The sequence below is a fragment of the Streptomyces sp. NPDC007808 genome (genome assembly GCF_042868655.1).
Taxonomy (GTDB): Bacteria; Actinomycetota; Actinomycetes; order Streptomycetales; family Streptomycetaceae; genus Streptomyces.
In genome coordinates, this window is record NZ_JBIAEQ010000001.1 from 543,464 (window position 1) to 558,654 (window position 15,191).

At 69.8% G+C, this 15,191-nt stretch carries 10 protein-coding genes; 2 read left to right on the forward strand and 8 right to left on the reverse strand.

The features are described from left to right. Positions 1–53: 53 nt before the first annotated feature. The 5 genes from ACFYNL_RS02410 to ACFYNL_RS02430 form a co-directional block, all read right to left on the reverse strand. Complete coding sequence (locus tag ACFYNL_RS02410; RefSeq protein WP_388795152.1) at positions 54–1,217, reverse strand: substrate-binding domain-containing protein; 1,164 nt, start codon at positions 1,215–1,217, stop codon at positions 54–56. A 67-nt stretch (positions 1,218–1,284) separates the two neighbouring features. Beyond that, positions 1,285–2,454: an ABC transporter permease gene (locus ACFYNL_RS02415; RefSeq protein WP_388795155.1), complete on the reverse strand. Its 1,170-nt coding sequence runs from the start codon at positions 2,452–2,454 to the stop codon at positions 1,285–1,287. Beyond that, entirely contained in the window at positions 2,451–3,956 is a 1,506-nt protein-coding gene (locus tag ACFYNL_RS02420; protein ID WP_388795158.1) for a sugar ABC transporter ATP-binding protein, read from the reverse strand. The genes ACFYNL_RS02415 and ACFYNL_RS02420 overlap by 4 nt, the downstream gene beginning before the upstream one ends. A 117-nt stretch (positions 3,957–4,073) precedes the next feature. After that, positions 4,074–6,929: a SpoIIE family protein phosphatase gene (locus ACFYNL_RS02425; protein ID WP_388795161.1), complete on the reverse strand. Its 2,856-nt coding sequence runs from the start codon at positions 6,927–6,929 to the stop codon at positions 4,074–4,076. A gap of 86 nt (positions 6,930–7,015) precedes the next feature. After that, the gene (locus ACFYNL_RS02430; protein WP_388795164.1) at positions 7,016–7,531 is read right to left on the reverse strand and encodes a hypothetical protein; all 516 of its coding nucleotides are present in this window, start codon (positions 7,529–7,531) and stop codon (positions 7,016–7,018) included. Positions 7,532–7,804: 273 nt separating this feature from the next. Here ACFYNL_RS02430 and ACFYNL_RS02435 point away from each other — a divergent pair, with 273 nt between their 5' ends. Beyond that, the gene (locus tag ACFYNL_RS02435; RefSeq protein WP_388795167.1) at positions 7,805–9,340 is read left to right on the forward strand and encodes a fused MFS/spermidine synthase; all 1,536 of its coding nucleotides are present in this window, start codon (positions 7,805–7,807) and stop codon (positions 9,338–9,340) included. A 191-nt stretch (positions 9,341–9,531) separates the two neighbouring features. Then, complete coding sequence (locus ACFYNL_RS02440; RefSeq protein ID WP_388795170.1) at positions 9,532–10,104, forward strand: hypothetical protein; 573 nt, start codon at positions 9,532–9,534, stop codon at positions 10,102–10,104. A gap of 113 nt (positions 10,105–10,217) precedes the next feature. Here ACFYNL_RS02440 and ACFYNL_RS02445 read toward each other — a convergent pair whose 3' ends face one another. The 3 genes from ACFYNL_RS02445 to katG all read right to left on the reverse strand — a co-directional run bounded on the left by ACFYNL_RS02445 (position 10,218) and on the right by katG (position 14,745). Then, positions 10,218–11,228 carry a DUF2278 family protein gene (locus ACFYNL_RS02445; RefSeq protein WP_388795174.1) on the reverse strand — a complete coding sequence of 337 codons (1,011 nt, stop codon included), beginning with the start codon at positions 11,226–11,228 and terminating at the stop codon, positions 10,218–10,220. 63 nt (positions 11,229–11,291) lie between these two features. Next, positions 11,292–12,272: an endonuclease/exonuclease/phosphatase family protein gene (locus tag ACFYNL_RS02450; RefSeq protein WP_388795177.1), complete on the reverse strand. Its 981-nt coding sequence runs from the start codon at positions 12,270–12,272 to the stop codon at positions 11,292–11,294. A gap of 283 nt (positions 12,273–12,555) precedes the next feature. Then, on the reverse strand, positions 12,556–14,745 hold the full coding sequence (gene katG / locus ACFYNL_RS02455) for a catalase/peroxidase HPI (protein WP_388795180.1): 2,190 nt from the start codon (positions 14,743–14,745) through the stop codon (positions 12,556–12,558). Positions 14,746–15,191: the final 446 nt, after the last annotated feature.

The following is a 15,191-nucleotide window of genomic DNA, read 5'->3' on the forward strand; positions in this document are numbered from 1 at the left end:
GGGGCAAACGCACCGTTCCCCGACCTTGCGTGTCGGGCCACCGCGCCGAGCGCCTACTTGCCCCAGATCTCTCGGTATGCCTCCTGGTAGCCCGAGGGGTCCCACGCCGTGGCGCCGTCCGTGTTGTCGGCCGTACTGATGTGGACCGGGGCCACGTACCCGCTGGCGGGGCGGCCGGAGAAGGCGCGGTTGAACTCGTCGATGATCTGCCAGCCCTGCAGGGACAGCGGCTCGGGCACGGTGGCCGCCTGGTACTGCTCGCTGTCGATGCGCTGGAAGGCGGAGGGGTCGCCGTCTCCGGCGCCGATGTTGAAGGGTGGACCGGACCCCTTCCTGCCGGCCGCGCGGAAGGCCGGTGCGGCATCGGCGAAGTACAGGTCGTTGATGGCGACGGAGTGGGTCCACCGGTCCTGGAAGCGGGACAGGAGCGAGGAGACCGCCCGGGGCGTGCGGCTGCTCGCGTCCGGGATCGGGATGTTCTCGTACGCCAGCAGCCTGACATCCGAGCAGGTGGCCAGTTCCTTCCTGATCAGCTCCGACTTGTTCCGGGCGAAGGGGATCGAGGCGTCGGTGAAGACGACTACGCCGGCCCTGCCGCGGGACTGGGAGATCACCCATTGCGCGCTGACTCTGGCCACGTCCCGGACGTTGGTGGTGACGTTGGTGAACAGTTCGGGACGTCGGCTGGGGCCCGGGGAGGCGACCGCGTGCCAGCCGATGAGCGGGATGCGGGCCTCGTTCGCCCGTGCCACCTGCTGCGAGGTCGACTCGGGGTCGAAGCCGCCGATGATGATGCCCGACGGCCTGAGCGCCACCGCCTCGCTCATCGCCGCCTGAATGCCTGCCGGGGTGCCACCGCCGTCGATGACCCTGACCTTCCAGCCGATGACCCGCGCGGCCCTCCGCACGCCGTCGGCGGTGCCCGCGACGCCGGGGTTGGTCATGGTCTGGGCGACGTAGACGATGCTCTTGCCGGAGACCGCGGTCGGGCCGCTGGTCGGTCCGTCCCAAGGGACGTCGGTCCGTTCCGCCCGGCTGACGGCGGCCTCGGCTCTGGCGAGGGCCGCGGGGCAGCCGCTGGGGGCGGTGGCGGAGTCCTCCTGCCCCTCGGACGAGCCGCGTTCACAGCCGGCCAGGGCAGCCGCCACCACCAGCAGTGCGGCGGCGGCGGACCTCGCCCTGGGCGCTCCGGGGGTGGCCTTGAGGGTTGGGTGCACGGTGGCTCCTCGCGCAGGGATGCCGGGAGGACGCGGCAGGGAGCGGTCGCTGCGTCACCGGCCGTGGTCAGGGGGTGCTGCCGGAGGTGCCGTCGTCCTGAGTGGGGGAGGACGGCGGTTGTGTCGTCGCGGCGGGCGAGTCTCTGGCCGCGGTGGCGCCGGTGCGCAGTCGGCGGCGCGCGGCGTAGCCGGCGAGTCCGACGGCGAGCAGAAGCGTGCCGCCGTGGAACAACGGGACCGTCCAGAATTCGGCGCCCATCTGCCCGATGCCCGTGAGACCTACGGCGAGGACGGCGACGGCCACCAGGGTGCCCATGGCGTTGGGGCGCCCCGGCTTGATCGCGGTGGAGCCGAGGAGGGCGCCGACGAAGGCGGGCAGCAGATAGTCGAGGCCGACGCTCGGGTTGCCGATCTGCTGCTGTGCCGCGAGCAGCACTCCGGCGAAACCGACGAGCAGCCCCGACGTGGCGAAGGCGTACACGGTGTACTTGCGGACCGGGATGCCGAGCAGGTCCGCGGCGCGCGGGTTCGAGCCGACGACGTACAGGTACCGGCCCAGTGGCAGCCGCTCCAGCACCAGCCAGAGGACGGCTGCGAGCACGAGCACGTAGAAGGCGGGGACCGGAACCCCCAGGAAGGTGGAGTTGTAGACATCCGTGAAGGCGGCCGGCAGGCCCTGTGGACCGGGGACGATCCGGGCGCCGTCGGTGATCCAGCCGGTCACGGCGTACATCATGCTGCCGGTGCCGAGCGTGGCGATGAACGAGTCGATCCGGCCGAACTCGACGATGACACCGTTGAGTACGCCGACGGCACACCCGCCGATGACCACCGCGAGGCAGGCGAACGGCCAGGGCCACCCGCCGTGCACGACGAGCTGCATCACCATGACATGGGCCAGGCCGAGGCCGTAGCCGATGGAGAGGTCGAACGCGCCGGTCACGATGGGCACCATGGCGGCGAGGGCGAGCACCGCCGGGATCGACTGGGTGGACAGGATGGAGTCGACGGTGTCGAGGGTCGGAAAGGTGCGCGGCAGGGCCAGGGAGAAGATGAGGAAGAGCAGGGCGGTCAAGGCCAGGAGGCCGTAGGCGCCGACGAAATGCCCGGCCGTGTCGCGCAGCGCGGCGGGACGGCTCGGTCCGCCCCGCCGGCGGCGTCGGCCGAGTCGGCTCGGCCGCCCCGGGCGTCGAGATCGCGGGCGCCGGGGTGACGCGGGGGAGGGCGAGGCGGTCACCGGTTCGTCGCTGTCTCGGCAGGAGGCAGGGCCGAGGCCGCCCGGGTGAGCCCGGCGACGGTGAGGGACGGGCCGTTCAGCTCCGCCGCCACGCAGCCGCGGACGAAGACCAGGGCACGTCGGCAGACGCCGGCGACCTCCTCGAAGTCGCTGGAGATGAGCAGGACCGTGAGACCGGTGGTCAGTGCCTCGTCGAGCAGACGGTGAATCGTGGCCTTGGCGCCGATGTCCACGCTCGCCGTGGGCTCCTCCAGGATCAGCAGGCGTAGGTCCACCCGGAGCCATCGTCCGATCATGACCTTCTGCTGGTTACCACCGGACAGGGTGGCGATGGGGGCCTCGCCGTCGCGGGGCCGCACCGCGAATCTGTCGATCAGGGTCGCGGCCTCTCGGCGTTCCCGGCGCGGGCCCATCCAGCGCAGTGTGGGCAGACCACCCGCACGGGGGTTGGCCAGGAGGTTCTCCCTCACCGTCATGCCGCTGAGACAGCCCTCCAGTTGCCTGTCACCGGGCACCAGCGCAACCCCGCGTCGGACGGCTTCGGCCACCGCTCGGGGACGGTAGGGGCGTCCGCCGAGACTGGCCCGTCCGTCGAGGAGGGGCCGCGCACCCGCGAGGGCTCGGCCCAGTTCCAGGTGGCCCGCGCCCGTGAGGCCCACCAGCCCCAGTACCTCCCCGGCCCGCAGCTCAAGGCTCACCGGCCCCGCCCCCGCGGTCCGTACGCCGTCGAGGGTCAGGACGGCCGGCCCGTCGGCGGGCCGCCGGGCGGGGCTGTGCGGGGTCGGTGCCATGCCGATGATGTCGTGCACGAGGCGGGCCGGGCTGTGGCCGGCCGTGGAGCCGCGGCTGACGAGGCGGCCGTCGCGCAGGACGGCGAAGGCGTCGGCGACCTCGTACACCTCGTCCAGGCGGTGGGTGACGTAGAGGATGCCGTGCCCACGGTCGCGCAGGGTGTGCAGGACGTGGAACAGCCGGGCGCAGTCCGCGGCGGGAAGGCGCGCCGTCGGCTCGTCGAGGACGATGAGCTTCGCCCGTGCCGCCAGAGCGCGCGCGATCGCGACCAGGGCACGGTCGGCCGGGGTCAGCGCGGCGATCGGCGTGTCGGGGTCGAGATGTCCGGCGACGGCCCGTAGGGCCCCGGTGCAGCGCTCCCGGGTCCGCCGCCAGGAGATCAGTCCGGCGCGGCGCGGATACCCCGTGCTCAGGGCGATGTTCTCGGCGACCGTCATCCACTCCACCAGGCCGAGGTCCTGGTGGATGAAGGACATGCAGCGGGAGGTGCCGTGGCTTCCGAGCGGGTGCCCGTCCACGGTGATCTGCCCGGCGTCGGCGTGGTGGACGCCGGCGAGCACTTTGATGAGGGTGGATTTCCCGGCTCCGTTGGGGCCGAGGAGGGCGAGGACACTGCCTGGGTGGACGTCGAGGTCGACCCCGGCCAGCGCGAGGGTCCCGCCGAACCGCTTGGCGAGCCCACGGACACGGACCAGAGGTTCCACGGCCATCCCTGGTGATCGGCCTGGCGGGTTCTTCCCGACTGTCATGAGCGATATTAGCGATAGATATGCCTATATTTCAGGCATCTACGGCCTTCGTGTGGCTCCAACGGCTCAGCGGCCGCCTCATGCGGCTCGGAGCTCGCACTCGGCCCAGATGACCTTGCCTTGCGGGGTGTAGCGCGTGCCCCAGCTCTGTGAGAGCTGCGCGACGAGGAAGAGACCGCGGCCGCCCTCGTCGGTGGTGGCCGCCCGGCGCAGATGGGGCGCGGTGTCGCTGGTGTCGTACACCTCGCAGATCAGGGTGCGGCCATGGAGCAGCCGTACGCGGATGGGCCCGGAACCATGACGGATGGCGTTGGTCACCAGCTCGCTGAGCATCAGTTCGGCGGCGAACGCGGCCTCGTCGAGTCCCCAGTCGGCCAGCTGCCTCAGGGCGGATGCCCGGACCTCTCTGACGAGAGCCGGGTCGGCGGACAGCTCCCAGGTCGCGATCCGATGCGGGTCGAGGGTGTGGGTGCGGGCGACGAGCAGGGCGATGTCGTCGCAGGGAGTGGCGGGCGCGACGGTGTCCAGGATCGCCTGGCAGGTCTCCTCAGGTGTGCGCCCGGGGTGGGCCAGGACCACGCGCAGCTGGTCGAGGACCGCGTCGACGTCCCGGCTCCGGTCCTCGATCAGCCCGTCGGTGTACAGGACCAGTCGGCTGTCCTCGGGGACATGGACCTCGGCGGCCTCGAAGGGCAGGCACCCGAGGCCGAGCGGAGGCCCGGCGGGCAGGTCCGGGAAGGTCACCGTGCCGTCGGAGTGGGCCAGTGCGGGGGGAGGGTGGCCTGCACGGGCCATGACGCACTGCTGCGAGGTGGGGTCGTAGACGGCGTAGAGGCAGGTCGCGCCGATGATGCCGGCGCCGTTGGAGGAGGGATCCTCCCGGTCCAGGCGTCCCACGAGGTTGTCGAGGTGGGTGAGGACCTCGTCCGGAGGAAAGTCGAGTTCGGCGAAGCTGCGTGCGGCGGTGCGCAGGCGGCCCATGGTGGCGGCGGAGAGCATGCCGTGGCCGACGACGTCGCCGACGAAGAGGCCGACGCGGGCGCCCGACAGGGCGATGACGTCGTACCAGTCCCCGCCGACATCGGATTCGGCGGGCAGGTAACGATGGGCGACGTCGACGGCGTCCTGGTCGGGGCGGCCGTGCGGGAGCAGGCTGCGCTGCAGGGCCAGGGACATGGTTCGTTCGCGCGTGTAGCGCCGGGCGTTGTCGATGGACAGCGCGGCACGGGCGGCGAGTTCCTGGGCCAGCGAGCGGTCGTCGTCCTCGAAGGCGGCGGAGCCCGCGGCGCGGTAGAAGCCGACGACACCCAGGACGACGCCGCGGGCCATGAGCGGCACGGCGATGAGGGAGCGAACCCGGCTCAGCAACTGCTCGGGATGCTCGGGGTCCCCCGCGAGCCAGACCGCGGCGGCCTTGAGGTCCGGTTCCAGCACTGCCTGCCCGCTCGTCAGGGACCGCAGCTGCGGCGCGGTAGGTCCGAAGCCGACCTGTTTGTCGACCTGCCCGAAGAGCCCGTCGTCGCGGATGCCGTGGACCACCGTACGGCGCAGGTCGTTGCGCGGGTCTGCGGACTCCTCACCGCGCAGTACGGCCTCGGGCAGGTCGACGGTGACGAAGTCGGCCAGTCGTGGCACCGCGGTCTCGGCGAGCTCCTGGGCGGTACGGCGCACGTCCAGGGTGGTCCCTATGCGGGTGCCCGCCTCGGACAACAGCTCGAAGCGGCGCCGCGCCGCCAGGGCGTACGTCCCCACATGAGGTTCCCCCACGAGAACGAGCCCTTTCGCGAGGGACGCGGAGTCGTAGTGGTCCTCCGTCGCCTCGACGACGACGACGTCGGAGGTCGGGCGGCCGTCGCCGGGCACGTTGCCCTGGCGAGGCGCCGCGTCGGAGCGGGATCCGGAGGGCAGCGGTACCAAGGAGATCCCTCCGGACGCCGCGCCGACGGGCGGTGCGGCGAAGCCCAGTGGCTCGTCGGCCTGGTGCGGAATGGCACGGGTCACGCGCGGCGAGGCGAGGGGCAGCACGGCTTCGACGGCCCAGCCCGCCGTCCCGGAGGTGCCCGTCATCGGCAGGCTCACGAGCGTGATGTGCCGGCCGCCGGGCAAGGACACGTCGACTGCGGCGCGTTGCCCATGAGCGATCAGTTCGGCGGCCCGCTCCATGAGGATCGCCCGGTGACGGGGGTGCAGCCCGGCGGCCAGTTCATCCACGGCGATGCTGCGGCGCGCACCGGCGGCGGTCTGCGCTCTGGTGTTCAGGTAGGCCAGGAGCAGGGCCCGCTCGCGTGCCGAGCTCTGCCGCAGCAGGCGTTTCTCGATGGCCTCGGCCGCCTTGCGTATCACGGTGTCCAGCGAGGGGTCCTCGGCGCTGCGGGGATAGCCGAAGCACAGGACCCCCTCGACGCTCCCGCTGAGCGGGTCGCGCAGCGGGAGCGCCCGGCATGCGCTGCCCTGGGACCGCTCGGCGAAGTGCTCGGCCCCGTGGACCCTGATGAGCTGCCGTTCCGCCAGGGCGAGACCGATTCCGTTGGTTCCGGCGGACTGCTCGGCGAACACGAACCCGGGGACGGTCTGTATCGGGGGGAGGCTCCTGGCCAGCGACGCCCTGCCGAAACGGCGCAGCAGAACCGTCCCGCTCGCGTCGGCGACGGAGATGTTGATCTCGCTGCCGTCGAAGCGGACCTGCAGCCGGTCGAGAACGGGCACGGCGGCATGGGCGAGCCGGCTGTCGCTGTCATAGTCCTCCCGGAACGGGAGGTCGGACTGGTCCGGCGACAGCCCCAGGGCCCTGGAGCGCTGCCAGGAGCTGAGGATCAAGGGTCGGACGCCCGCGTCGACGGGCTCGCCCTGCAGGAAACGCTCACGAAAGCGGGCGGGTCCTGTGCCGCCTGTCGCACGCCCCGTCGGTATGGGTTCGCCGCCGGACCGAACCACGCTCCGCCTCACTCATCGACAACGCGATTCCGGAAAAATCTGGCATTGATGAGCATACGGGCATCGGTGTCAGGAGTCACGGTTCCTTAGGTGCTCACGCTGTCGCACAGGACGGCGCCCAGGACCTCGTTGCCCTGCGTTCCGCGCCCCGGGAAGGTGATCAGGGCGCCCGGAGCCGCCGTTCGGCACGGGACCTCGGTTCCGTCCAGGTAGACGACCCTCAGGGTGTAGGTGCTGGAGCAGTCGTTGCGGGCGAAGGTGTAGCGCCAGTCCACGGTGAGGTGTACGCAGTCGGGCGCTGCGACGGGTTCAGGTGTCGATCGCTCGGACTGGTGCGGCGGCTCTCCCGCCTGAGGTGCTGCGGGCGCCGCTGCGCTGGACGTTGCCGCACACAGAACTGCCGCGAGGGCTATGAAGATTGAACGCGTGATCCGCATGATCGAGCTGATTCCTTTCACTTCATGAACACGTGCCCTGAGCGTAGGAGGGGGTGAAGAGACGTGAAAGTTGTTGCAGTGTTTTTCGCAAAATGATGGAAACTCTTTCACTGCCCGGTGTCTCGGGCTCAGGTGCACGTGAACGCCCCAGGTCAGGGCGGTCATCGCAGGACAAGGAGGCCGGTATTGGTCTTCAGCGGGCCGAGAGACACGCGCGGCCGGGTGCCACCGCGCCCGGCGTGAAAGAGCAGAACTCACACCTGCCACCAGCGCCCGGACGGCATCGGGCGGCGACGCCCGCGATACGACCGAAAGTGATCGGTGGTGCACCGGGCGCCGCGGTTCCGGGCGGAAGCGTCAACCCGTTGCCGTGTGCCGTCCCGGCGGTGGCGTCGAACACCGCCGCTGCGCCCCCGAGTTGCGTGCGAGGATGTCGCCGTGACCGGATCGTCTTCCTCGCCCGCCGGCGAGGGCACGCCTCGTGGCCACGGCCTGGGTCCGCGTGCCGCTGCCGTGCTCGTGTTCGGGTCCTCCGCCGCGGTCCTGGTGGTCGAGATCGTCGCATTGCGGCTGCTCGCCCCTTACCTCGGCCTCACGCTCGAGACCAGCACGATGGTGATCGGTATCGCCCTCACCGCGATCGCCCTCGGCTCCTGGATGGGTGGGCGCATCGCCGACCAGGTCGATCCTCGAAGGCTCATCGGCCCCTCGCTCGGGTTGTCGGGGGCGGTCGTGGCGCTCACGCCCGCCGTGCTGCGCACCACTGCGGAGTGGGCACCGGCGATGCTCCTGCTGATCGCGTCGATGACCATCCTGGTGCCGGGCGCGTTGCTCTCTGCGGTGACGCCGGTCGTGACCAAGTTGCGGCTGACCAGCCTCGCCGAGACCGGAACCGTTGTCGGGCGGCTGTCCGGCGTCGGCACGGTCGGTGCCATCGCCGGCACCGTCCTCACCGGCTTCGTTCTCGTATCGCGGTTGCCGGTCAGCGGCATACTGATCGGCCTCGGAACACTGCTGGTGTTCGGTTCGGCGCTGGTCGAATGGCGCACGCGTGGGTGGAGCGGTGCCCCCACCCTGAGCCTCGTGGTCGTTGCCGGAGGACTCGCCACCACGGTCGCGCCCGGTGCCTGCGACACGGAGACCAAGTACCACTGCGCACGCGTCGTCGTGGATCCGGACCGGAGCGGCGGCCGCACACTCGTCCTGGACGGTTTGCGGCACTCCTACGTCGACATCGACGATCCGACCTTCCTGCAGTTCGCGTACGTGCGCGCCATCGCGTCGGTGGTCGACGCCGCGTTTCCCGAAGCCGAGCCACTGGCCGCCCACCACCTGGGCGGCGGCGGGCTCACCCTGCCCCGATACCTCGCGGCCACGCGGCCCGGGACGCGCAGCCTCGTGTCCGAGATCGACAGCGGGGTGGTGCGCATCAACCGTGACCGCCTCGGTCTGAGACCGGGGGACGGAATCGCCGTACGCGCCGAAGACGGCAGGCTCGGACTGCGGCGACTGGACGCCGACAGTCGTGACCTCGTCGTCGGCGACGCCTTCGGGGGCGTCAGCGTGCCGTGGCACCTCACCACGGTGGAAGCGATGAGTGACGTACGGCGGGTGCTCGACGGGGACGGCCTCTACGTCGCCAACCTCATCGATCACGGTGATCTGGCCTTCGCGCGTGCCGAAGCGGCCACCCTCAGCGCGACCTTCGAGCACGTCGCCGTCATCGGCGATCCCGCCGACATCGGCCTCGACCCGACCGCAGCCCCCGACGGCGGCAATCTCGTGGTGCTCGCCTCCGAACGACCGGTGGACCTCCGCGCGACCCAGAAAGCGCTGGACGCCCGGCGAACGGGCTGGAAGATCACCGCTGGTGACGACCTCACGTCCTGGACCGGCGATGCCCGAGCGCTCACCGACGACTACGCCCCCGTGGACCAACTCCTCCAGCCCTCCAGCCCACGGAGCAGCCGGTGACGGGACGCACGCCCGGGCACGACCGACGAGGAACGTGAAGATCTGTCGGCGCCGGGCCGTCACCTGATCGCCGGCGCCTCCCGGACGCGCTCCTGGCTGCCTTCCGGTCGGTACAACCGAACACCCGACTGGCGTGTCTCAGAGTGCGCACCATGCGTCGAACGCACACATGGGCCCAGGGGGGAACGCAGTTGAGAAACGTGACACGCCTCGCGCTGGCCGGCCTCATCGGTGCCGGGACGGTCGTCGCCCTCGGCGGCGCCGTTCACGCGGCTCCGGCGGCGGAGCGCGAAGCCCAGCCGGTCAAGACGATCGAGAAGGGCCATGCGCTGTCCTGCACCGGGCAGTTCGAAGGCATCACCGTAGCGGTGGACCTGTACGAGAACTCCGCGTTCGGGGCGCACACCAGCCTGTCGGTCGAGACGCCGGACGGGGAGTACGGCGGCGGTTACGGACCGCAGGACACCGCCTTGTTCACCAACGGGACGGTCACCGCCGACATCCCGCTCAGGAAGCTGGACGACACGGCCGAGCCGATGGGTGACGCCGTCGTCAGCGGCACCTACGCGGCCGCGGCGAGGCCGACACCCGTGCACGAGGTCGTCGAGGACCCGGCGGGCCACTATGTGATCACTAAGGGAACCAACACGCGGCTGCGCACGGCGGTCACGGTGGACGTGTTGGGCAAGAGGGTCCCGCTGTCCTGTTCCCCCGCCTTCGCCTTCGACCTCACGGTCTGGCGGCTGACGCCTCGTCAGAGCTGAGCGGCGGTTGTGGCTGACAGGCCGCCGGTGCACGGCAGCCGGTCAGGCACGGAACGGAAGTCCGGAGAACCTCCGGTGCCACCGCCGAGGAGAACCTGCGCACGAGGACCGGGTCAGAAGGACACCGTCCACCCCTCGCGACGCGCATCCCCTTCCGTGTACGACACCCCGTGGACCTTGAGACCGGCAGGGTCGAGCAGTGTGATCGCCCCACCGCGGTTGCCGAGCTCGAAGCCGTTTCCGCCCCGGACGACCACGGTCGCGCCTGCGGCGACCCGCTCCGCGGGCAGAGGGAGCATGTGATCGTTCTCGTCGGCCAGTTGCCAGCCGTTGAGGTCGACGGTTTGGGGCGAGGCGTTGAGGAGGGTCACCGTCTCCCGCTCGGGTGCCGGGCCCTGGGGGTTGACCATGGCGGCCAGGATGCGCACCTCCGCCTCGCGCTGGACGGGCCGGGCAGGTGCGGTCTCGATGCGATGGCCGGTCTGGTCGTCGGTGTGCCAGGCCTGGGACTGGAAAGCCAGGAACACGGCCACCCAGCGCGATTCGGCGGGGAAGTGGAGCATCAGCGCGCCGTCCTGCCAGACGCCGTTGCTGGAACGGAAACCCCCGACACTGCCCTGGTTCATGTGGATGTCGTGCACCCCATTGCCGGGCTCGAAGCCGAACACCTTGTCCCGCTTGTTGCGTTCGGGCCCCCAACGCTCACCGAAAAGGTACAGGGCTGCCGTGGGATCGCCGATGGCGCGCTCGATGTAGTGGTCCAGCCTGTCGGACAGGTCGTTGTCGGGGCCGGCCACATCAGGAGGCAGTTTCCGCATCGATTCCGGGGCGAAGAGGTTGCCGCGGATGAAGTCCAGGGCGGCCGTTCCCGGCCGTGACTGCAGTTCCGTCCACCCGCTGCCCGCCGGTGGAAGCTGGGCGGTCACGGGATGCCGGAAATCGTCGATGGCCAGGAACAGCAGCTCGGAAGGAGCCTGCTGGGACAGGACGTTGACCGCACCGCGGTAGTGCGTGCCCGTGCTGTCGGTGAGATGGAGCTGGTAGTGCGGGGTGTCGTCGGGCGCCCCTTCACGACGTCGTTCGACGACTGTGCAGGCCAGCACTCCGTAGTTCTTCAGAGGCATGACTCTTCCCTCCGCCGGTACTGGAGCCGGAACGAAGCCCGTGATGCATACGGGGATCGAGGCTCACAGATCGAGGACCACCCAGGCGGGATCGTGATCCGATCCGTCACCGCCGTGCCGGGTACGTCGGTCGATGTGGGAGCTCTTGTGTCGCGTGGTGAGGCTCTCGCTGAGCCAGATCTGGTCGAACAGCTCGTATTTCGCTGGTTGTCCGCTCTCCTTGAACCGATGGGTCCACGAACCCGAGGCAGGCGGCGGAGGGTCGTCGGGCTTGGGTACCCGGGTCTCCTTCGGGCGGTCGAGCGCCTCCTTCAGCCGCAACGGACCTGTCGGATCGGCGAGTTCGGCGAGCGTCGGTGCGTCAGGAGTGTCGTTCATGTCGCCCAGCACGATGTAACGCCCGTCGGGGCGGGTCCGTTCGCCGATGATCCGGACGATGGTCTCCGCCTGGCGGGTGCGTCGCTCGTCGGCGAGGCGCTTGCCCTCCTCGGGGTCGGTGTTCGGCTCGATGAACTGGCTCTTGAGGTGATTGTTGAAGACGGTCAGCAAATGCTTGTCGGGGTCACGCGGATCCAGTATGTGCACTTCCAACAGGTCCCGGCTGAAGACGCGTTCATCGGGTACGTCCGGATGGACGGCGTGCTGCCAGGAGGTCACCGCCCCGACCGGGAATTTGGACAGGACGGCGACGTCGATCAGGCGGGGATCGTTGCCCTCGATCAGTGAGAGGTGACGGTAGGCGCCGTCAAGGTGCTGAGAAACAAAAAAGCGCAGGGTGTCGATGTCCTCGACTTCCTGCACGGCCAGCACGTCCAGCTTCATTTCGCGGATCCGTCGGGCGAGTACTTTCTGCTCCTCGGGGTCTATCCCTTTGACCAGCTTGCCTCTGTACGTACGTATGCGTACGTTCTCCGGGTCGTCGAAGACATAGCTGGAGGTCAGCTGTCCCTCGTCATCGACCGGGTGCACAGCGGCGATCTCTGCCTGGAAGTTGAATCGTGAAAAGAGATTGTTGAGGTTGAATGTTCCGACGGCGACATCCATGGTGACCTCCGCGATCGACCATCTGTCCCCTGGCGCCTCGAACAATTCCCAGCGTATCCCGATCGCTCGGCCCGCGAAAACCGAGCCGAGGGCTTGGCTGTTGAATGGGAAACCGAGCGGAGGGCTTGGCTGTTGAATAGGAAACCGAGCGTATGAGCCCCGTCCGGGTCCGCCGGACGGTGAGCACACCGCGGGCGCGCGCACTCCGGGTGGAGTGCGCGCGCTCATGGGCGCTGCGGGGACGCGAGCGGCTCGCGTCCCCGCCTTCGCCGGGCCGCCGGGGTCAGGAGAGGTCGAACCGATCGAGGTTCATCACCTTGTCCCACGCGGTCACGAAGTCACGCACGAACTTCCCTCCCGCGTCCCGGGACGCGTACACCTCCGAGAGGGCTCGCAGCTGGGAGTGCGAACCGAAGACGAGGTCGACCGCGGTGGCGGTCCACTTGAGCTCACCCGAAGCGCGATCCCGGCCCTCGAACACGTTCTCGTCCGAAACCGACGCCTTCCACTCCGTGCCCATGTCGAGCAGGTTGACGAAGTAGTCGTTGGTCAGTGTCTCCGGCCGGTGCGTGAAGACGCCGTGGGGGGATCGCTTGAAACCGGTGTCCAGGACGCGCATGCCGCCGATCAGCACCGTCATCTCCGGAGCGGTCAGCGTCAACAGGTTGGCGCGGTCCAGCAGGAGGGTCTCCGGCGACAACTTCTCTCCCGCCCGGAGGTAGTTGCGGAACCCGTCGGCCCTGGGTTCGAGAACGGCGAACGACTCCACGTCGGTCTGCTCCTGCGTGGCGTCCGTGCGACCGGGTGCGAACGGCACGGTGATGTCGTACCCGGCGTTCCTCGCGGCCTGCTCGACGGCCGCGCACCCGCCCAGGACGATCAGGTCGGCGAGCGAGACCTTCGTTCCTCCGGCCTGTGAGCGGTTGAAGTCCTGCCGGATCTGCTCCAGCTTCTGCAGCACCTCGGCCACCTCGGGCGAGTGGTTGACCTCCCAGTCCTTCTGCGGCGCGAGCCGGATGCGGGCCCCGTTGGCCCCGCCGCGCTTGTCGGTGCCGCGGAAGCTCGCCGCCGCCGCCCAGGCGGTGGTGACCAGCTGGGAGACGGACAGTCCCGAGGCGAGGATCCTGCTCTTGAGAGCGGCGATGTCCGCGTCGCCGACGAGCTCGTGGTCGACCGTGGGGACGGGGTCCTGCCACAGCTGGGGCTCCGGGACCCATGGGCCGAGGTAACGCGTGACCGGCCCCATGTCGCGGTGCAGCAGCTTGTACCAGGCCTTGGCGAACGCTTCCGCCAGCATGTCCGGGTTCTCGTGGAAGCGCTTCGTGATCGGGCCGTAGACCGGGTCCAGCTTCAGCGCGAGGTCCGTCGTCAGCATCATGGGAGCGTGCCTCTTCGACGGATCATGGGCGTCGGGCACCGTGTCCTTGGCCGAGGGATCCGTGGGTGTCCACTGCTTGGCGCCGGCGGGGCTCGTGGTCAGCTCCCAGTCGTACCGGAACAGGTTGTCCAGGTACCCGTTGTCCCATCTGGTCGGCTCGTTGGTCCACGCGCCCTCCAGCCCACTGGTGAGCGCGTCGGCGCCCGTGCCGCTGCCGTACGTGTTCCGCCAGCCGAGGCCCTGCTGCTCGATGGGGCAGGCCTCGGGCTCCGGGCCGATGTACGCGGGATCGACGGCGCCATGGCACTTGCCGAACGTGTGGCCGCCGACGATGAGCGCCACCGTCTCCTCGTCGTTCATCGCCATGCGCCCGAAGGTCTCGCGCACGTCCCTGGCGGCGGCCATCGGATCCGGGTTGCCGTTGGGGCCCTCCGGATTGACGTAGATCAGTCCCATCTGCACAGCGCCGAAGGGAGCGGCGAGTTCCCTGTCGCCGCTGTAGCGCTCATCTCCGAGCCAGGTGTCCTCGGGGCCCCAGATGATTTCCTCGGGTTCCCAGATGTCCTCTCGCCCGAAGCCGAACCCGAACGTCTTGAACCCCATGGATTCCATGGCGCAGTTGCCGGCGAAGACCAGAAGGTCGGCCCAGGAGATCTTCTGGCCGTACTTCTGCTTGACCGGCCAGAGCAGACGGCGCGCTTTGTCCAGGCTCGCGTTGTCCGGCCAGCTGTTGAGGGGCGCGAAGCGCTGAGCGCCGCTGCCGCCACCGCCCCGGCCGTCGGCGACCCGGTAGGTGCCCGCGGCGTGCCAACTCATCCGGATGAAGAGCGGCCCGTAGTGGCCGTAGTCGGCGGGCCACCAGTCCTGGGACGCCGTCATCACCTCGAAGACGTCCCGCTTCAACGCGTCGAGGTCGAGGGTCGCGAACTCTTTCGCGTAGTCGAAATCCCCGTCCATCGGATTGGAACGGGGCGAGTGCTGGTGGAGAATCTGGAGGTCCAGCTGATTCGGCCACCAGTCCCGGTTCGTCCTGGGCCGAGTCGGCGTGGGGGTGGGGGAGGCGATTGCTGGGTTTTCGCTTTCGCTGCCGGACACGTCCGTCCTTCTTTCTGTCTGGGTGTTCTCACGCGCAATGCCGATGTCGGTGAGGTGTCGGCGTCCGTATGGTCGCTCACCGCACACCGCACCGCTGTGAAACACGCAGAGCTTCCCCGTATGACGAACGTGCGAGGAAATGCCGTCTTCTTGTCGTCTTCTTGTCGCGTGATGACGTCCGGGGGAATCCGAATCCGCCTCCTTGTGGCCTTGCAAACAACAGCTCAAGAACGTGGCCGGGCCGCGCGCCGAGCCCTGGGCCTGGGGGTGTGGGCCGTGTGGCCGTGGGTGGGGGGTGTACGACGGGGCCGGGCGTCGCGGGCCGTGCCGGCGATCTGCCGGTGGCCAAGGCGCCTGCCCGCGGCGGTCGCGCCCCGGACGGCGACGGCCGCGGGTGAGCCGTTGGTGGCGCCCACCCGCTTGCGTCGCCCTTCAGCGGCCGCTGC